This window comes from Rhodococcus ruber (assembly GCF_016804345.1).
GTDB lineage: Bacteria > Actinomycetota > Actinomycetes > Mycobacteriales > Mycobacteriaceae > Rhodococcus > Rhodococcus ruber.
Map to the genome: position 1 here is coordinate 1,711,415 of NZ_CP044211.1, position 18,468 is coordinate 1,729,882.

At 66.3% G+C, this 18,468-nt stretch carries 14 protein-coding genes; 11 read left to right on the forward strand and 3 right to left on the reverse strand.

All coding sequences use genetic code 11. From position 1 onward, the window contains the following. The first annotated feature begins 10 nt into the window (after positions 1–10). The 5 genes from F1734_RS08075 to F1734_RS08095 are packed head-to-tail and all read left to right on the forward strand — an operon-like array spanning position 11 to position 7,530. On the forward strand, positions 11–1,489 hold the full coding sequence (locus tag F1734_RS08075) for a P-loop NTPase family protein (RefSeq protein ID WP_203011503.1): 1,479 nt from the start codon (positions 11–13) through the stop codon (positions 1,487–1,489). Further along, on the forward strand, positions 1,486–2,982 hold the full coding sequence (locus F1734_RS08080; RefSeq protein ID WP_040274490.1) for an O-antigen ligase family protein: 1,497 nt from the start codon (positions 1,486–1,488) through the stop codon (positions 2,980–2,982). Before F1734_RS08075 ends, F1734_RS08080 begins: the two co-directional genes overlap by 4 nt. Continuing rightward, positions 2,979–4,046, forward strand: a complete 1,068-nt coding sequence (locus F1734_RS08085) for a glycosyltransferase family 4 protein (protein WP_230831637.1) — start codon at positions 2,979–2,981, stop codon at positions 4,044–4,046. Before F1734_RS08080 ends, F1734_RS08085 begins: the two co-directional genes overlap by 4 nt. Beyond that, positions 4,043–6,316, forward strand: a complete 2,274-nt coding sequence (locus tag F1734_RS08090) for a glycosyltransferase (protein WP_172603544.1) — start codon at positions 4,043–4,045, stop codon at positions 6,314–6,316. The genes F1734_RS08085 and F1734_RS08090 overlap by 4 nt, the downstream gene beginning before the upstream one ends. Next, the gene (locus F1734_RS08095; RefSeq protein WP_040274496.1) at positions 6,313–7,530 is read left to right on the forward strand and encodes a glycosyltransferase family 4 protein; all 1,218 of its coding nucleotides are present in this window, start codon (positions 6,313–6,315) and stop codon (positions 7,528–7,530) included. The genes F1734_RS08090 and F1734_RS08095 overlap by 4 nt, the downstream gene beginning before the upstream one ends. Before the next feature lies 1 nt (position 7,531). On the opposite strand, the gene F1734_RS08100 is transcribed toward F1734_RS08095, so the two are convergent. Further along, on the reverse strand, positions 7,532–8,968 hold the full coding sequence (locus F1734_RS08100; protein ID WP_230831638.1) for a putative glycoside hydrolase: 1,437 nt from the start codon (positions 8,966–8,968) through the stop codon (positions 7,532–7,534). Between the two features lie 37 nt (positions 8,969–9,005). Between F1734_RS08100 and F1734_RS08105 the strand changes: the two genes are divergently transcribed. The 5 genes from F1734_RS08105 to F1734_RS08125 all read left to right on the forward strand — a co-directional run bounded on the left by F1734_RS08105 (position 9,006) and on the right by F1734_RS08125 (position 15,681). Further along, complete coding sequence (locus tag F1734_RS08105) at positions 9,006–11,123, forward strand: heparinase II/III family protein (protein WP_230831639.1); 2,118 nt, start codon at positions 9,006–9,008, stop codon at positions 11,121–11,123. A gap of 64 nt (positions 11,124–11,187) precedes the next feature. Then, positions 11,188–12,552 (forward strand): nucleotide sugar dehydrogenase, encoded by a 1,365-nt coding sequence (locus F1734_RS08110; protein ID WP_230831641.1) that lies wholly within the window; start codon positions 11,188–11,190, stop codon positions 12,550–12,552. 2 nt (positions 12,553–12,554) lie between these two features. Further along, positions 12,555–13,586: a glycosyltransferase family 2 protein gene (locus F1734_RS08115; RefSeq protein WP_040274503.1), complete on the forward strand. Its 1,032-nt coding sequence runs from the start codon at positions 12,555–12,557 to the stop codon at positions 13,584–13,586. A 2-nt stretch (positions 13,587–13,588) separates the two neighbouring features. After that, a complete protein-coding gene (locus tag F1734_RS08120; protein ID WP_267966309.1) occupies positions 13,589–15,127 on the forward strand; it encodes an oligosaccharide flippase family protein in 1,539 nt (512 codons plus the stop codon). Then, positions 15,112–15,681: a YdcF family protein gene (locus F1734_RS08125; protein ID WP_082061347.1), complete on the forward strand. Its 570-nt coding sequence runs from the start codon at positions 15,112–15,114 to the stop codon at positions 15,679–15,681. The genes F1734_RS08120 and F1734_RS08125 overlap by 16 nt, the downstream gene beginning before the upstream one ends. On the opposite strand, the gene F1734_RS08130 is transcribed toward F1734_RS08125, so the two are convergent. Beyond that, positions 15,648–16,778, reverse strand: a complete 1,131-nt coding sequence (locus tag F1734_RS08130) for a class I SAM-dependent methyltransferase (protein ID WP_040274509.1) — start codon at positions 16,776–16,778, stop codon at positions 15,648–15,650. The two genes, F1734_RS08125 and F1734_RS08130, sit on opposite strands and share 34 nt — an antisense overlap. 71 nt (positions 16,779–16,849) lie before the next feature. On the opposite strand from F1734_RS08130, the gene rfbC reads away from it, so the two are divergent. Further along, the gene (gene rfbC / locus F1734_RS08135) at positions 16,850–17,404 is read left to right on the forward strand and encodes a dTDP-4-dehydrorhamnose 3,5-epimerase (protein WP_003935121.1); all 555 of its coding nucleotides are present in this window, start codon (positions 16,850–16,852) and stop codon (positions 17,402–17,404) included. Positions 17,405–17,424: 20 nt separating this feature from the next. Here rfbC and F1734_RS08140 read toward each other — a convergent pair whose 3' ends face one another. Next, positions 17,425–18,465: an NAD-dependent epimerase/dehydratase family protein gene (locus tag F1734_RS08140; protein ID WP_040274511.1), complete on the reverse strand. Its 1,041-nt coding sequence runs from the start codon at positions 18,463–18,465 to the stop codon at positions 17,425–17,427. Positions 18,466–18,468 lie beyond the last annotated feature (3 nt).

Sequence of the window (18,468 nt, forward strand, 5' to 3'; positions counted from 1 at the left end):
ATACTCCAAGTTGGTTTTATCGGGTAGATTCTTACTCGAGTCGGGAATGACCTTCATGAACTCGGAGCGTCGAAGCGCTCCCCGGTGCTGCGGAGGGGCTGTGGACAGCACACTCAATGATCGGATTCGCCACCTCGCCCGCTACTGGCCCATCGTGGTGCTGGCGACGCTGCTGGCCGTGGGGGGAGCAGTGTGGACGACAGGGCAGAGTGCTACGGAGTACACGGGCCGTTCGGCCTTGATCGTGTCGTCCCAGAATCGCGCGCCGGAACAGGACGCGGTTCTCGTGCAGGGCTACGTGGATCTGTTCAACGACTCCTCGTATCAGGAGCAATTGCGAGTCGTCGGGAGCCTTCCCGCAGACACGTCCTTCTCCGCTCGCACTGCGGCGGCCGGACCGATCCTGTTCGTCGAGGCTACGGCGGGAGACGCGGAGACCGCTGCAGAGGCGGCCCGCATCATGGCCGGAACGTTTCGTGACGATGTCAACTCCGTGCGCGACCGGGGGCGGGAAGGATCCCTCGAGGAGTTGCGCCAGCGACTCGACGAAGAGCGATCACGGCCGGGAATCGCCGACAACGTGGCGCTCGCTCAGCTGCAGGCGCAGATCAGCGAGCTCGAACTCGACGCGACCAACCAGATCCAGGATCTGCAGCTGAATGCCGGCGTCTCGGAGGACTCGCCATCCCTCTTCCGGAACGTGGCACTCGGTCTACTGGGGGGAATGGTGCTCGGAGTACTCGTGGCGCTCGCACTCGATTCCGTCATGCGGCGGATCAGCACCACCCAGGATGTTCGGGAGCGCCTCGGTATCGAGTCGCTCGGGGTCGTCCCGGCCGGCGGTTCGACCTCGGCGGATCGAGCACGTCAGCTCGCGTTCCACAACCTCGTGAACACCCTCGCCGCCGGCGAGGTTCGCGGGCTCCGCACCGTCGCCCTGACGTCGCCGACCGGAGGCGAGGTGACAGGACAAGTCGCTCGCCAGGTGGCCCGACGCTGGAGTCGATCCGGCGTCCGTGTCGTCGTGATTCCTCAGAACGTGACGTCGTCGACCGTTGCCGGCGCCGGTGCAGAGGCACCCGGCGATGGACTCCGGGTACTGAGCGTGCGGGATACGACCGGTGAGTCCGTGCCGCTGTCCGGCAAACGGCTCGAGGCACTGCTGCAGCAGCTCCGCGGTGAAGCCGACGTCGTACTGTTCGACCTCGCGCCGGTCACCGAGGACGCCGACGCTCAGATCTTCTGCGCGGCGGCACAGAAAACTGTCCTGGTACTCGACCGGCGCCGCGCACGCCAGCCAGACGCGGCAGAGGCCGTCCGATTGCTCACTCAGGTGGACGCCCACCTCCTCGGAGCGGTCGTCGTGGATCCGCGCGGCGATACTTCTGCGCCGTACCCGCCTGCGGAAGAGATCTCCTGGTCCGCTGCTGTGCACAATCACCACGACCTCGGCCGTACCCCTGCGCCGACTCCAGGAATGCGCCCATGACGACGGCAGCGCACCCGGCCACCCGCGGACCGGCGTCGACCGAGCGTCTGCTGCCCCGATCCTTCACAGCCGTCCACCTCGTCCTGATCGCGGCTGCGACGGCGACAGTCCTCGCGATCGCTGCTGTCGCGACCGGGTTTCCAGCGAAGTTCCCAGTGCTGCTGCTCCTCGCGGCAATTGCAGGCGCGATGGTTGCCGCCGGTCTCCGCTCGCCCGTCGTCGCGCTGTTCCTGCTCCTGTTGACGACGTTTCTCCGGGTGGCGCTGCCGCCGATCCTGCCGGTGGATCCGTTCGTACTTGCCTATGCGGGGGTGATTGCCGCACTTGGGATCTGGATGTACACCACATCAGCAGCCGACGCGCGCGTCGGCGCAGTCGAGGCAGCGATGGCGCTGTACGTGGTATGGAACATCGGTTCGATGCTCGCGACGCACCGATACCTTGCGACCGTTCCCGTGACCGGGGCGTCGCTGTCCGTCGTGCGCTTCGTTCTGACCGGTGTCCTGATCCCCTTCACTGCGTATCTCGTGGGCAGATACGTCTTCGTGCGGGTGTCGGCGATTCGAGCACTGCTGTGGATCATCGCAGTGCTGGCAGCGTACTCGGCAGCAGTGAGCATCATGCAGTTCCTCGGCCCCAAGGCTCTCGTATGGCCGCGGTACATAGTGACGGCTCCGATCTGGGAGGGACGCGCTGTCGGGATCTTCAATCAACCGGTCGTCAACGGCATGGTGCTCATTCTCGGTTTCGCTGTCGCGCTCGTGCTGTCGTCGGAACGCACAGAGCCGCGCTTTCGCCGGCTCTGTGCTGCCGTCATCGCGGTCGCGTGCGCCTACGGTGTGTACTTCACGCATACCCGTGCGGTGTGGCTCGGTCTTGCGCTCGTGATCGTCGCCGGAATGCTGTGGGCACGAGGATTCCGAACCGGATTCGTACTTGCGGCAACCACGGCGGTGATCGCCATCGCCACGAACTGGCAACGGTTCACCGGAACCGATCGTTCGGCCGGGGGCGTCGGCTCACCGGCCGAAGTGCAGGACCGGCTCAACACCGCCGGCACCGCCCTGTGGGCGATAGGGCAGAAGCCGCTGACGGGTTGGGGGATAGGCAGATTCACCGCCGTCAACACCTACCACCACAAGCAGTGGTCGCCGGAGGTGCCGTGGATTCGCGGCTTCGCAATCTCCTCCCACTTCAACGAGCTCGGCATCGCGGCCGAACTCGGGCTGATCGGCCTGGGGCTGTGGATTGCCGTCGTCGTCCTGCTCGCGGTGCGGCTGTTCCGGGCGTATCGGATTCTGCCCGAATACGGACTCGACGGCCGCCGGACGGCCCTTCTGGGCCTGCTGGGACTGATGGTAATGGCGATCACCGGATTGACGGTCGATCTGCGATTCTTCGACTTTCCGAACGCTGCCGTGATGGTGCTGGTAGGGGTCGCGATCGGATGCGCCGACCGGTACACAGCCGAGGCCGGGAGCGTGAAGCGATGACGCGGCGCCATGTCGTGTGGGCGTCGACGAGCATGACCACCCGCGGTGGAGTGGGGAGTTTCGTGCGCACCATGCACGACACGCCGCTGTGGGACCGGTGGGACATCGAACACGTGAGTACGCACCGAAACGGATCCAAGCCCGCCCGGATCGGTGCATTCGCGAATGGCCTCGTCGTCTTCCTTCGTGCGCTGGTCAACGATCGTCCCGACGTGGTGCACCTGCACACGTCGATAGCGGGCAGCTTCATCCGGAAGGCGACGTTGGCCTGGGTCGCGTCCGTCTTCCGAGTGCCGGTCGTGCTGCATGTGCACGGTTCCTCGTTCGACAGATTTCACGATCGCGCGCCCTTCCCGATCCGACTGCTCATCCGTTCGACACTCGCCCGCGCTGCGGTCGTGGTCGCCTTGGGGGAGCGCTGGCGACAACGATTGCAGAAGATTGCACCCGATGCCCGGGTCGTAGTTGTCCCGAATGCGGTCCGACCTGCAACCAGAGTCGACCAGTCCAGCCGGAACGGACCCCTGCACGTGCTGTTCCTCGGCGAGATCGGCGACCGCAAGGGCACATTCACGCTGCTGGAGGCCTGGGCTCGGATTGCGGAAGGGACGAACTCCGCGTACGCACGGTTGACCGTCGCCGGTGACGGAGAAGTAGGGCGCGCACGTGAACGGGTCCGTGCACTGGCGTTGACGGACACGGTCGCGCTGCCCGGCTGGGTTCCGCCGGAGGCGGTGCCCCAGTTGCTCGACAGTGCGCACGTACTGGTACTGCCCTCGCGTGACGAGGGCCAGCCGATGGCAATTCTCGAGGGCATGGCGCGAGGATTGTGTGTCGTAGCCAGCACGGCAGGCGGAATTCCGGACCTCGTCGACGACTCGTGTGGGGTTCTGATCCCCGCCGACGACACGACTGCTCTGGCCGCAGCCCTCGAACGGGTGCTGTGCGACGAGTTGCTGCGCACCAGGCTGGGCCTCGCGGCCTGGGAGAGAATCCGTTCCGACTTCGATGTGGACGTGGTGTGGCGTCGATTCGACGACCTGTACGAGGAGCTCCGACGATGAGCACGCAACAGCCGGTGAGAGTGATGTTCGTGGTCCCCGACCTGCGGATCGGCGGCGCAGAACGGCACGCGGTGACGCTTCTGCCGCGGCTCGACCCCGACCGGTTCACGGCTCGGTTGATCTGCATCGGGAGCGAAGGGGAACTCTTCGGCGAGCTCCAGGCACAAGGAATTTCCGCCCATGCGCTGCACAGGAGCAAGAGGCAGGCTTTACGGGCGCTCGTCGAGCTCCGCCGGGAGATGCGTCTATTCGCGCCGGACGTAGTGGTGACTCGTGGATACAGCGCCGAGAGTCTCGGCAGGATCGCGGCCGTGTGGGCGCGGGTGCCGCACTTGTCGGTGTGGGTGCACAACTGCGGCGACATCGACCCACGCAGTCGATGGCGTCGAATCTGCGACAAGGTGCTGCAACCGTTCACCGACATGTTCCTGGGCGTGGCACGCGCGCAGACGAGGTACCTCACCGAGGATCTCGGAATCCCGCAGCGCAAGATCCGGGTCGTTCACAATGGAGTCGAGCCGCACGAATTCACCCCGTCACCGAATCGGGATGTCGCAGTTGCACTAGGAATCCCATCGCACGAACCGATCGTGGGAATCGTCGCCGCCCTGCGTCCGGAGAAGGATCACCGCACACTCCTGCGCGCGGCCCGCCGCGTTCTCGCAGAGGTACCCGAGACGTGGTTTCTCGTGGTCGGTGACGGCCCCGAGCGTGCTCGTCTCGAACGGTTCGCGCGTGAACTCGGGATCGCGGACCGCGTCGTGTTCACCGGAGCTCGATCGGACGTCAGGGACGTCCTGCGGGCCCTGGACATCTTCGCCCTCACGTCCTCCACCGTCGAGTGCTTCCCGATAGCGCTGCTCGAGGCGATGGCCACCGCACGTCCTGCGGTGTGCACCGACGTCGGCGGCGTCTCCGAATTGCTCGATGAGGGCACCACCGGGATCCTGGTGCCGCCGGCAAATCCGGAAGCGCTGGCCGAGGCGCTGCTCACCCTCTTGCGTTCGCCGGATCTGAGGTGGCGATTCGGGCAGGCAGCCCGTGCGCGGGTGGAGTCTTCCTTCACCCTGACGCAGAGTGTCGCCGAGAGTGAACGTGCGTTGGAGGAGGCCGCCGGTCCACCCCGGAGTCCGGTCCGGCTCACCCTCGTGCTCGACCGCACCTTCGTCGGTGGAATCGAGACCGTGATGCTCGACGTGTTCCGGCGTCTCGACAGACGTCTGGTCCTACCGCGCCTGGTCTGCCTGCACGAGGCCGGGCCGCTTGCCGACGACTACCGGGACGCCGGCATCCAGGTCGAAGTGCTGGACCGGCGAAACCGTTGGGACCTGACGACGCTGCCCAAGTTGATCGACACGCTGCGCCGGGACCGGACCGATGCGGTGCTCGTCACGCATCATCACCGCGCCGCCCTGGCTCTCGGCCGGATCGCCGCACATGCGGCCGGGGTGCGGGCGGATCTCGTTGCCGTTCACGACATGGATCTCGTATCGCAAGGCGGCAGATGCCTTCCGCGATGGACCGTCGCCTCGCTGTGGCTTGCCGACGCCATGATTCTCCTCGGGCACAGCCAGCGGGACTATCTGCACGCGCACGAGGGCGTCGGCAGATCCCGGTGGAGCCGAACCTCGGAGGTCGTCATACCCAACGGCATCGCGGTGGGGGACCCCCCGACCGGAGAAGACAGGGTGCGCGCGCGGCAGGCGCTCGACCTCGGTCCTGAGGACTTCGTCGTCGCCGTCGTGGCCCGGCTCAGCGCGCAGAAGGCGCACCACGTGCTGTTCGAGGCATTTTCTAAGGCACTTCCGCTGCTGCGTCCGGCACGTCTGGTGGTGGTCGGGGACGGCGAGCGAATGGAAGAATTGATCTGCCTGGCAGACAAACTCGGTATCGCAGATCGTGTGCTCTTCGTAGGGACTCGTCGGGACGTCGCCGTTCTGCTTCCGGGATTCGACGTGACCTGCCTTTCCTCGGTGCACGAGGCGATGCCGCTCGCGGTACTGGAGTCGATGGCTGCCGCAGTTCCTGTGGTCGCGACCGACTGTGGATGCCTGAGTGATCTGATCACCGACGGCGCGGAAGGATATCTGGTGCCGGTCGGTGACGTGGAGGGACTGGCAGATGGTCTACTCGCATTGTCTCGGGACCCCGAACTGCGAGTGCAGATGGGTAAGCGCGCCAGAATGCGTGTGGAGCAGAACTTCCGGATCGAGGACACGGCGCGCGCATATGAGCAGCTTCTCGTCGAGACCCTGGGAGGGCAGCGATGAAGAGACACATTCTGGTGCTGGTGGAGAACCTCTCGGTGCCGTTCGACCGTCGGGTATGGCAAGAGAGCCGGTCGCTGGCCGAGGCGGGATACCAGGTGACGGTGATCTGCCCGATGGGCGGTGGGCAGGATCGGGAGCCGGAGGTCACGATCGAGGGTGTTCGGATCCTCCGCTATCCTCTCCGCGCCGCCACCGGAGGGCCGGCCGGTTATCTCAGGGAGTACACCGCGGCCCTGTGGCACACCACCCGGCTGGCGCTGAAAGTGCGGCGCGAAGGCCGCGTCGACGCGGTGCACGCGTGCAACCCCCCGGACCTGCTGTTCGTCGTGGCACTCGTTCTGCGTCCGGGCGGAGCGCGATTTGTATTCGATCACCACGATCTCGTGCCGGAGTTGTTCCAGTCGCGCTTTCCCGGGGGCGGACGCATGTTGTACCTTGCGACGAGGCTGCTCGAACGGCTGACGTTCGCGGTATCGGATGCAGTCATTGCAACCAACGACAGTTACCGCCGGATCGCGATCGGGCGTGGACATGTGGCGCCGGACCGGGTCACCGTGGTGCGCAGTGCGCCCGATCTCGAACGATTCGTGCGGCGCGCTCCCGATCCGGAGTTGCGCAGGGGAAAGCGTTATCTCCTCGCGTATCTCGGCGTCATGGGACCGCAGGACGGAATCGACTATCTCCTGCGTGCCGTGGCATATCTGCACCGGGACCTCGGCCGGGACGATGTGCACTGCATCTGCATGGGTGCCGGGGACGAATTCGAGGCCATGCAGGCGCTCGCTCGTGACCTCGGCCTCGACGACGTCGTCGAGTTCACAGGCCGGGTGCCGGACGAGTTCGTGCAACGCTGTCTGTCCACCGCGGACGTGTGCCTCGCGCCGGATCCGCGCAATCCGCTCAACGACCTCTCGACGATGAACAAGATCGTCGAGTACATGGCGATCGGCCGGCCGGTGGTGTCGTTCGACCTCGTCGAGGCCCGTGTCTCGGCCGGCGACGCTGCGCTCTACGCGCCGGCGAACGACGAGAAGGCCTTCGCACGAGCGGTCGACATCCTGTTGAGGGACGACGAGTTGCGTGCCCGGATGGGGGCACTCGGCCGATCGCGGGTGGAGCAGGAACTGTCGTGGCGGACGTCGCGAGAAAACCTTCTTCGATGTTACGGGGCGTTGTTCCGCGACGACGTTGCACTTCCGCAGGTCGCGGGGTGAGTCATTGGCTGTTGCGCAACAGGACCACACCGCTGTACGAACGTATCGTCACACGATCCGTAGTGCTTCCGTCGTTGGTTTCCGGGTCGGCGGTGCCGGTCAGGTGCCGGAACGTCCCGCCCAGCGCTACGGTCGCCGGCTCGTCGCTGCTGTTGACGAGCACGATGCCGTGGTCGAAGTCGCGGCGGAAGACATTCGGTGCAACCATCCCGATTCCTGCAGTTCCGGAATACTGCGCCTCGACATGTGCGAGCGTCGGATTCGGGGCTATCGGGTCGCCGAGGTATCCGCTGCCGAGCCCACCGCCGTCCATCTCGTCGATGTATGCGGGTTCGCCGTAGTCGGATCCCATGGGCGCCCAGTAGCCGTCCTGCAGAAGTGTGGCTGTCAGGAAGAACCGTGCACGGGTGAGTTCGCGTTCGGAGCTGGGTTGAGGACCGAGTTTGTTGATGGTCATGGCCAGTCCCGGTTCCCGATGATCGCCCCGCGCGGTGAGACGAATGTACTGCTCGATGTCGAAGCGGGGATCACGCTCGGCACGAGGGTCGGCGAAGTTCTCCCATGCCCGCCCGTCGAGTTGTCGATCGCGCAGGGTTCTGTCTCCGTTGGCGACGAGCAGGGCAGTGGGCATGCGGTCGCGCATGATGCGTTCGGCCTCTTCGATTCCCCTGCCCCACGGCATGTCCTCGCCGTAGATCTGCGCGTCGGCCTCATCCGTGCCGTTCCGGTCGATATCCCATCGGTCGGAATCGGCGCTGTAGATTCGGTCGCCCCACACGTCCAGGAAGATGCCGTCCCAGACCCCCTGCGACCACACCGTGTCGACCACCCAGTCGGCCGCGTATCTGCCGAAGGACAATCCGTCCACTCTCGGTCCCTGGTCGGTGAGGTTCGACATCGACGTGTCGGGCCATTCGCTGACCACCGTGCCGTCCGCGCGCTTCGCCAGCCACTCGTCGGGGAACTGGCTCTCTCCGTGAGAATCGAACTGCCAGAGACGATATCGATTGCGCCAGTACTCCTCGGAACCGAGCCGGTCGGGATGGTCGATCAAGTTGACATAGGCGAGGAGGCGCGTTCGCGGGTTTGCTGCCCGGACGTCGTCGAAGAAGTCCCGCGGCATTCGGTGGCCCCACTCGTTGTCGATGACGACGACGTCGTACTGGGCGAGTTCTTGCGCGGTCGGCAGATCGTGCTGGAACAGGAAGTACGTGGCTGTTCTGGGGAACGTGAGGAGGCCTGCGTCGGACGGCACGGGCGGCGGGACGCCGTCGGATGTACTGCATCCCGCGACCGATGCCAGAAGGGCGACGGCGAGGGTCACACACGAACGCTGTACGCGGCGTTGCCACATGGTCGAACCGATCACATGTTCAGACTTCCACGGGGGATGGCGGTTGTCATCCGTCCGGCGCAGACTGATTTCGAGCGGAGACATGATGAACCTCGGTTGGTATGCACACAGATTGGGTTCGATGAGTGCCCCGGAGGTGGTCTGGCGCCTGCGTGGCGTCGGACGTACTTATCGGTCCGGCGGCAGGTACGGAGTCCCCACGGATTCCGAACTGCTCGGATCCGGTAACCGAACCTGGAGTGATGCCCTGTCGGCATTCCGCGAAGGGGCAGGGGGGGCGTTGCTGTTCGGGAAGACCCGAGCCGAGGAGATCGCGGATCGGCTCCCTCTCCAAGTCGAGGCGCTGATCCGGGCTGCAGAGCGGACATGTGAAAATCGATTCGAGTTCTTCGCCGATCCGGAGGTCCGGCTGGACACCCCGATCGACTGGTGGTCCGATCCGCTTCGAGGTGTGCAGTGGCCGTCGAAACCAGCTCACCGGATCGATCACCGAAGGGGACCGGGTGACCCGAAGTGGATCTGGGAACTGAACCGGCTGCAGCACCTTCCGTGGCTGGCATCGGCTCGGATGTTCACCGGCGAAGAGCGTTTCGCTACTGTTGCGTTGTCCCAGCTCGATTCCTGGATAGCCCGGAATCCACCGGGGTGGGGTATCGCATGGCGCGGTGCGTTCGAGGCGGGTATCCGCTCGATCTCGGTCGCACTGACTCTAGACGGACTGCGTGACGCCCAGGCATTGACGGAGGCGCGATTCGCCCGGGCCGTACGGATGCTTGCGGCCGGTGCGGAACGCTGTCTGCAGGATCGTTCGCGGTTCAGTTCGGCCAACAACCATCTTGTGGGAGAACTGGCAGGGCCGGCGATCGTAGCTCTGCTCCTACCGGAGCTGCGCCATGCCGCGCGGTGGGAGGCGGACGCGGTCGCGGCACTGGCCGTGGAAGCTGACCGGCAGATTCTGCCGGACGGCGCGGGTGCCGAGCAGGCACTGGGTTATCAGGTCTTCGTCGTGGAGTTGCTGACCGTCGTCGCTGCTGTGCTGTTTCGCAGATACGGTCACGCGCCGGACCGCCTGACTGCCGCAATCTTCCGCAGCAGGGAGTATCTCGAGGCAGTGATCGGTGAGTGTGACCCGGAGCCGCACTACGGCGACGACGACCAGGGATTCGCGGTACGGCTCGGTCCGGAACCACGCCGAACGGTCAGAGAACATCTCGGAATCGTGGATGCTTTCTTGGCTGACAGGCCGGCCGGCGCGGTGGAATCTCCGGAGTCGCTGACGGCGGCGTGGTTGTCGTCAGCGCGTCCTGTGAAGGTCCGGGAGCAGATCACCCTGCGAACGACGGCAGCGGGTTCCGCCTTCGCGCCGGACGGGGGTATGGCAGTGCTGCGGTCCGGCCCACGGACGATTCTCATGGATGTGGGGGCACTCGGATACCTCTCGATTGCCGCGCACGGCCACTCGGATGCGTTGGCGATGAGTCTGAACTTCGCCGGGGAGTCGCTGATCGGGGACCCGGGGACGGGGAGCTACTACCGGAATCCGGAATGGCGCGAGGCCCACAGGAGTACGCGCGCTCATGCGACGGCGTGTGTGGACGGGCTCGACCAGTCCGTACGCGGCGGTCCCTTCCTGTGGATGCGGCATGCGCAGGTCCGGGTTCGTGAGATCGATCTTCTCGGTGGCATCGTCGACGCCGAACACGACGGCTACCGAAGACTTCCGGCGCCTGTTGTCCACCGTCGCCGTGTGATGGCACCACCGACGCTGAAGTCGGTGCTCGTGTTGGACCTGTTCACCGGCCGCGGCCGACACGACGTGCATGTGTCCTGGCCGATGGCCCCCGATCTCGAGGTCGAGCCCGCCGGTGCCGGCCACCGGGCTCGGCGGCGCGGCGTACCGGTGCTGGAACTCGCATATGCGGTCAGCGGCGGGGTCGTGACGACGGAGGCCGTTCGCGGGGACGACGACAGCGCGCTCGGTTGGTGGTCGCGTGAGCTCGAGCACCGCGTGCCCGCGTGGGCGCCGAGCGTCCGCTGCCATGCCGATCTGCCCTTTGTGTGCGCCACGGTGCTCCTTCCGTTTCCTGAGTCCCGTGCACCCGGACCGCATGCGGTGGTGCCTGCTCGGTCGATAGCCGATCTTCGCGTCGACGTCGAGGAAGGCCGGGTGCAAGTGGAGTGGATCGACCTGGACGGTCCACATCGGGTTGCCTTCGAGATGGATCGCGTAAGGACTTAAACCAACCTCAAGTCTGTTATATGCTCGATTGCGAGGTTAACGGTCTGATCTGGGCGGTGAAAACGTGGAATCAGTCAAGTTGGATCATCGGATAGACGCGACGCGCTCGAAGCTCAGCGTCTTCGGTCTCGGGTACGTCGGATGTGTCTCCGCAGCATGCCTCGCGAGCCGGGGTCACTCGGTCGTCGGTCTGGACGTCGATCCCAGGAAGCTCCGATGTCTTTCTCGCGGTGAGGCGCCGGTGGTCGAACGACGGATCGCCGACATCACCGCCGAAGCTGTAGCGAGCGGGCGGCTGACCGTGAGCGACGACCCCGTCCGCGCCGTGTGCGAGACCGATATGTCCATAGTCTGCGTCGGTACCCCCTCCGGGGCCGGTGGTGGCCTGTCCACCGAGTACCTCGAACGGGTCACCGACATCATCGGGTCGGGGTTGGCGGCGAAGGACTCCTGGCATGTGGTGGTCTATCGCAGCACGATGGTTCCCGGCACTTGTGAAAGCCTGCTCGTGCCTCGTCTCGAGGCGGCGTCGGGAGGAAAGCGTGCCGGCATCGATTTCGGCGTGTGCGTGAATCCGGAGTTCCTCCGTGAGGGGAGTAGCGTCGAGGACTTCTTCGATCCGCCCAAGACTGTCGTGGGCGAGAGCGATCCCCGGAGTGGGATGCAGGTCATGGCACTCTACGAAGATTTCGGGGGATCCCGATTCAGAGTTCGGCCGGCCGTGGCCGAGATGGTCAAGTACGTGGACAACAGCTTCCACGCGCTGAAGGTGGACTTCGGTAACGAGATCGGTGCGATCTGCGGAGCGCTGGGACTCGACTCGCACGCCGTGATGGAGATCTTCGTGTCGGACACGAAGCTCAACATCAGCCCCGCGTATCTCATGCCCGGTTTCGCGTTCGGTGGTTCCTGCCTGCCCAAGGACGTACGAGCTCTCGTCCATACTGCGCGCCGACACGACGTCGAGGTGCCTGTGCTCTCGAATGTGTTGACCTCGAACGAAGTCCACCTCCGCCGCGTCGTCGACCTGGTGCTGTCGCTCGATCGACACCGGATCGGGCTGTTCGGGCTGTCGTTCAAGCAGGGCACGGACGACCTAAGGGAGAGCCCGATGGTGGAGCTCGCCGAACGGTTGATCGGCAAGGGATTCGATCTCAAGATCTACGACGCCGACGTGGCACTGTCGCGGTTGACGGGATCCAATCAGGCATTCCTCGACCATCGCCTGCCGCACATCGGGTCTGCACTGACCGACGATCCCGACGAGGTCCTGTCGCACGGTGAGGTACTCATCGCGGGTTCTCGTGACGAACGGGCGGTCGCTGCTCTCGACCGAGCCGGCGCCGACCATGTGATCGTGGACCTGGTCCGCCTGCCTCACGCCGAGGACCGGCGGCGACGTGGAGGCTACGTGGGAACGGGCTGGTAGCCGTGGGCGCCGAGTCCCCAGAGCCGTTCTTCAGTATCCTCACGACCGCGTACCGTACCGAGCAGTATCTTCCCGAGGCGATCGAGTCCGTCCTGTCCCAGACCCGTGGCGACTGGGAGTTGATCGTGGTCGACAACGGGTACTCGGACGACATCGCGCGGATTGTCGGCACATACGCCGACGACCACCGGATCGGATTGATCCGACAGGCCAATCGGGGTTACGGCGGCGGAGTCACGGCGGCTGCAGGGACGGCCCGCGGCCGTGTGCTCACAGTGCTCGACAGCGACGACCTGCTGCGGCCCGACTTCTGCGAACGCGTGGGGGCCGTCTTCGAGGCGGAACCACACGTCGCCGCGGTCGGCTGCGACGCGACGCTGTTCGGTTTCGGCGACGGCACCGAACGCGGGTACCTGAGAAGTATCAGTTACCGCAACCGGAAACGTCACGTGGATGTGCCACTGACGTTTTCGGATGTGCTCGGAGGGATCGTGCCCTACTACAGCGGCGCTGTCCGGCGCGACGTGTGGAATGCTGTCGGCGGCTACACGGCCCCCGCCGGTGTCGAGGAGGACGTCCTGCTGTGGTTGCGCATCACGGCCGCAGGCTGGGACGTGCGGTTGCTCGACGACCGATTGGCGCGGTGCCGGGTGCGAGCGGACTCGTCCTCGCGCGATCCGTCCCGGGTGGAAGCCTTCGACGAGCGACTGCAGGCGACGTTCCTGTCTCTAGCCGGGGGGCCGGTCCAACGTCGTGCCGTGGACCCGACGTTGCGGCGCTTGCGGTACCACCAGTCCCTCCGCCGGGCTCGGTGGGCATTGCTCGAGGGAGACGTGCGCTCGGCTCGCCGCGCCGCGCGCACCGCGTTCGGCCAGAAGCCGAGTCTCCGAGCTGCCACTGTGGTCTCGGCACTGGCTGTCGCGCCGGGCGTGCTTCGGCGCGTCCATCCCCTCAAGCAGCACCTCTCGGGCACTGTGCGGCGATACGGCGTCGCGGGTGCCCGGATCGTCCGCCCCGTCCGGGGATCCGGGTGACCATGTCGAAGCCTACGGAACGCCCGGAGTCCGCCGAGGCCCCTCCTGTCGGACCGCTCGCGGGACGCTTGCGGCGTGGAGCGGCAATGGCTGCGGCGGGGCTCGTCCTCGTCCAGGGAATCACCTTCGTGCAGACTCTGGTCCTTGCACGTCTGCTCACCCCGGAAATCGTGGGTGTGTTCGCGGCGGCAACGGTACTGACGACATTCCTCGTGGTATTCACCCATGGGACCTTGGCCCAGGCGCTGATCCAACGCGAGAACGAGGTCGACGACGCCGTCACCACCGTGTTCTGGGTGACCCTCGCGACGGGATCCCTCATGGCAGTCGGGGTCCTGACAGCTGCACCGATGATCGGGTGGTTGTTCCACAGCGACGAAGTGGCGACAGTGGCAGCGGTGATGTCCGGGTCGGTGCTGTTGACGGCTGCGACGAGTGTGCCCGATGCCGTCATGCAGCGACGGTTCCAGTTCAGTCGCCGGGTCGTCGTCGATCCGGCAGTCGGCCTGACCTACGCGGTGGTCTCGATTGCATGCGCAGCCCAGGGGCTGGGGGTGTGGGCGCTTGCGATAGGTTCGTACGCATCGTTGGCCGTATGGATTGCAGCGAGCTGGTCGCTCTCGCACTGTAATCCGTTCCGCGGACACTTCTCGGTACGGCTGTGGCGCGAGCTCGCCGTGTTCTCCTTCCCCCTCCTGCTGGACGGTATGGCTGCACGTGCGCAGGAAGCCGTCGAGCTGACCATCATCGGTCGAGGTCTCGACGAAGCGGCTCTGGGCAACTACCGCTACGGACGTCGAATCGCCTTGATCCCGTCCATGGCGATCGTCCAGGTGTGCTCGTATGTCCTGTTTCCGGCCTTCTCCAGGATCGCCTCGGACGTCGAACGGTTCCGGGCGGCATTCCTGCGGTCTCTCCGATGGATATGGCGGGTGACAGTGCCGGTGGCGGCATTGACAGCTGCGCTGGGCGAGTCAGCTGTCGTGTTGTTGCTCGGTGAACCTTGGCGCGGCGCCGGCGTCGCATTGGCGTCGATGGCCGGTATAGGCATCGGAGTGGCGATGACCTCGGTCAGTGCGGAGTCCCTCAAGGGTGCCGGGCGATCCGTGCGGATGAACTGGATGACGGGGGCGGGGATACTCTCCGGCATCCCGTTGCTCCTCCTGCTTCTTCCGCTCGGGCTGTCCGGAGTAGGGCTGGCTGTCTCCGGAACGGCAGTTGTCGTCGGGGTCACGGGACTCGCCGTGACGCGCTCGGTAGTAGGGGTGACCGGACGCGACATGCTGCGGGTAATGTGGTCGCCTGTCGCGGCGTCCGTCCCGATGTTCTTCGCCGTCATGTACTTCGAACGATCGGGAGGGAGTCCCGACGAACTGTCGCTCGTCGCAGGTATCGGCCGGCTCGTCCTCGAGGTTCTGGTCTTCGGTCTCGGGTATCTCCTCGTCACGAGGTTGGTCGCCCCGGCAGATTTCGCCGAGATCCGGGCGGCGGGGGTGTCGCTGATCGCTCGTCTCCGGGGACGGACATGCACGAGAGCGTGACGAGCGCTCGGGCGAGACGGATCCGGATCGGACGGCGGTTGTCGTTCGTCGTCTTCGTGCTCCTGGTGGTGGTCGCCGGAGGCATCCCCCTGTACGTAGCACCCGCTCAGGATCACCTCCTCCCGGCAGACGCAATCGTTGTGCTGGGTGGCCCGGGAGAGGAGCGCTACGCCTACGGGATCGAGCTCGCGAACAGGGGTCTCGCGGCACACGTCGCGCTGTCGGATCCCAGCGGCGGTGAGGACGATCGGCTCACGGGTCTGTGTGCGGAGCCGTCGATTCCGACGGTGACCTGCTTCGCACCCCGTCCTCCGACGACATCCGGGGAAGCGCGAGCGATTCGTGACCTGGCCGCTCGGGAGCATTGGCGGAAGATCATCGTGATCACGTTCCTGCCGCATCTTTCACGTGCGGGATTCATCATCCGGCGCTGTTTCGCCGGCGATGTACTGATGATCGCCAGTCCGGACGGGCTCTCCCCTGGGGAATGGGCATGGCAGTATCTGTATCAGACCGCCGGTTACGCGCGTGCGTTGATAAATCCTCCTTGCTGAAACGCCTGTGCGTACCCGTCGAGCGGTACCCAGCGGCCCTCCAGTTCCCGATAACGCTCGCGCACCTCGGGAAGTAGATCCGGCAAGGTGAGCAGAACCCGGTCGGGCTCCGCCATCATCATTTCCTCCGGCGCGACGATCGGCACGTCGGTTCCCGGCATGCGCCGGCCCTGCTTGGCCGGTGAGGCATCTGCCACAGCGGTGACGAGGCGCCGATCAAGCCCGGCGCGTGCGAAGAGCGCTACCGCCCGGGACGCAGCCCCGTAGGCGAAGATCCGTCGCCGTCGGCGTGCCGACGATTCGAGCCAGGCGCGCAGCGCGCGGGACTGCGTGTCCGCTGCCCTCTGCAACCGGCGTACCGACGACACGTCCGTGACACCGATCGCCGTCTCCTTCTCGAGGATGTTCCGGGTCTCCGCCGCCGGCACGGCACGCGGCGTCCGCCGTGCCGCGACCAGCACGGTGCCGCCGTACAGTTCGAACTCGCGGGCATACACAACGTACAGACCCACCTCGGCTAGCAGCGCGCGCAGTGCGGTCAGTGAGTAGTACGCATAGTGCCCGTGCCGGAGTGCCGTCCACTGGCCCCCCGAGACGATCGTGGCCAACGAATGGAACTGCAGCAGCAGCACGCCGCCGGGGGCGACAGCCGATGCGCGCTCGCGAAACGCCGCGCGCTGGTCGGGAGCGTGCATGATGCCGAACGAGTCGAGCACCACCGAGGCCGCGGCGCCCGCCGCAGCTACCCGGAAGCCGTGTTCGGTGAGCAACGGAAGCCAGGTACCGCCGTGCGGGCTGCCGAACTCGGCTACCGTCCGGCCGACGAGGAGACCTTCCGAGGCCGCAGCACGTACGGCGGCGGCGGCCTGGTCGCGCAGCGCCTGCGGTTCGACTCCACGAGGCTCGTCGGGCACCGAGTCGTCCTCGGCGAGCTGTGCGAGCCCACAGTCGCGGCACAGGTTCATCGCGAGCGGGTGCGCTGTCTCGTCGGCCGTGACGGGAGTGTCGACGGCAGGGAAGCAGTCCGCTGCGGGCATCGGGCCGAGGTCGACGACGCGCTCGACGTCCGGGCTCCCGCATCCTCGGCAGGTGCTCACAGCGCTCTCCTTCCGCCGCAACGGTGCACGGTTCGGCCACGCGGTCGGCGTCGATGCGCGACGATGGGCCGATGCGGGTGGAAACGACGGAACTGGCGGATGTGGTCGTCCTGCGCCCGGAGCCGTTCCGGGACGATCGGGGACTGTTCACCCGCACATTCGACGCCCAGGTGTTCGACGACCACCTCGGCGCGAGCGGAGTGCGCGCCGCCGATTTCGTCCAGGACTCGCAGTCGCGTTCGAAACGCGGCGTTGTACGCGGTATGCACGGACGGTCCGGACGGGGCGAGGCCAAGCTCGTGCGGTGCGCGCACGGCGCGATCCACGATGTGCTGGTCGATATCCGGCGAAGTTCGCACACGTTCGGCCGCCACAGCGCCTTCCTCCTGGACGACGTGGAGTTCGCCCATCTCTATGTGCCGCCAGGCTTTCTGCACGGGTTTCAGGCCCTCACCGAGGTGGCGGACGTGTGCTACCGCATCGACCGGCCGCACGACCCGGCGGAGGATCTGGCGGTCCGGTACGACGACGCCGACCTCGCGATCGGATGGCCCCTCCCGGTGACGGTGCTCAGCGCCCGGGATGCGGCAGCGGGGCCGTGGTCCGCCCTGGCGGCCGGCCTCTGACTGCCCGGACGCCGGCATCCTCACCGCCGCCCGGCGCCGGAGTGCTCGAAGCGCATCGTGCTGTCGAGCACCCCGGCCTCCTGGAGACGCTTCAGGTGGGCGAGCCGGACGAACCGGTTCGAGAAGCCCTCGCGCGTCAACCCGTACTGGAGGTAGCGGGCATACAGTTCGGCTGCCCCGTCGGCCACGGTCCACTGCGGCAGATAGTCGTCGAACGCCTTGCGGATCGCGCTGAAATCGACCCGGTACGAGCGCGGGTCGGCACCGGTCTCGCCGGTGATCACGACCTCCGCGCCCTGGACGATGTCGGCGACGGTCTGAGCGATCTGGGCGACGGTCACATTGTTGGCCTCCATGCCCACGTTGAACGCGGCGCAGTGGATCCGGTCGATCGGCGCGACCAGCGCGTGCGCGAACGCCTCGGCGATGTCCTGCGCGTGTACCAGCGGCCGCCACGGCGTGCCGTCGGAGAGCACACGCACCTGGCCGGTCAGCACCGCGGTGCCGACGAGGTTGTTCAGGACGATGTCGGCGCGCAGGCGCGGGGAGAATCCGAACGCGGTGGCGTTGCGGAGGAAGACCGGCGAGAAACCGGAGTCGGCGAGGGCGGTCACGTCGTCCTCGACCCGCACCTTGCTCTCCGCATACGGCGTCAGCGGACGCAGGGGCGCGTTCTCGTCGACTGCGTCCTCGCCGGCCGCGCCGTAGACGGAGCAGGTGGAGGCATAGAGGAACCGCCGCACCCCGGCTGCCTTGGCGCAGCGTGCGAGCCGTACGGACGCCTGATGATTGATCGCATACGTGATGTCCGGCTCGAGCGCTCCGAGGGGATCGTTGGACAAGGCGGCAAGGTGGACCACCGCGTCGAATCCGGTGAGGTGCGAGGCGGTGACGTCACGGAGATCGATCCGGATCGCGGACGGTTCCTCCGGTGCGGGCCCGAGGACGCAGTCCGCGAAGAGGCCGGAATCGAGTCCGGTCACGATGTGACCGTGGGCCCGAAGAACCGGGACCATGACGGAGCCCAGGTATCCCTGATGCCCGGTGACGAGGACGCGCATGGC

Bases quoted from the DNA above. Each gene is read 5' to 3' on its own strand.
- F1734_RS08080 (WP_040274490.1), top strand. From the start codon at position 1,486: ATGACGACGGCAGCGCACCCGGCCACCCGCGGACCGGCGTCGACCGAG.
- F1734_RS08085 (WP_230831637.1), top strand. From the start codon at position 2,979: ATGACGCGGCGCCATGTCGTGTGGGCGTCGACGAGCATGACCACCCGC.
- F1734_RS08090 (WP_172603544.1), top strand. From the start codon at position 4,043: ATGAGCACGCAACAGCCGGTGAGAGTGATGTTCGTGGTCCCCGACCTG.
- F1734_RS08095 (WP_040274496.1), top strand. From the start codon at position 6,313: ATGAAGAGACACATTCTGGTGCTGGTGGAGAACCTCTCGGTGCCGTTC.
- F1734_RS08100 (WP_230831638.1), bottom strand. From the start codon at position 8,968: ATGTCTCCGCTCGAAATCAGTCTGCGCCGGACGGATGACAACCGCCAT.
- F1734_RS08105 (WP_230831639.1), top strand. From the start codon at position 9,006: ATGAGTGCCCCGGAGGTGGTCTGGCGCCTGCGTGGCGTCGGACGTACT.
- F1734_RS08120 (WP_267966309.1), top strand. From the start codon at position 13,589: ATGTCGAAGCCTACGGAACGCCCGGAGTCCGCCGAGGCCCCTCCTGTC.
- F1734_RS08125 (WP_082061347.1), top strand. From the start codon at position 15,112: ATGCACGAGAGCGTGACGAGCGCTCGGGCGAGACGGATCCGGATCGGA.
- rfbC (WP_003935121.1), top strand. From the start codon at position 16,850: ATGCGGGTGGAAACGACGGAACTGGCGGATGTGGTCGTCCTGCGCCCG.
- F1734_RS08140 (WP_040274511.1), bottom strand. From the start codon at position 18,465: ATGCGCGTCCTCGTCACCGGGCATCAGGGATACCTGGGCTCCGTCATG.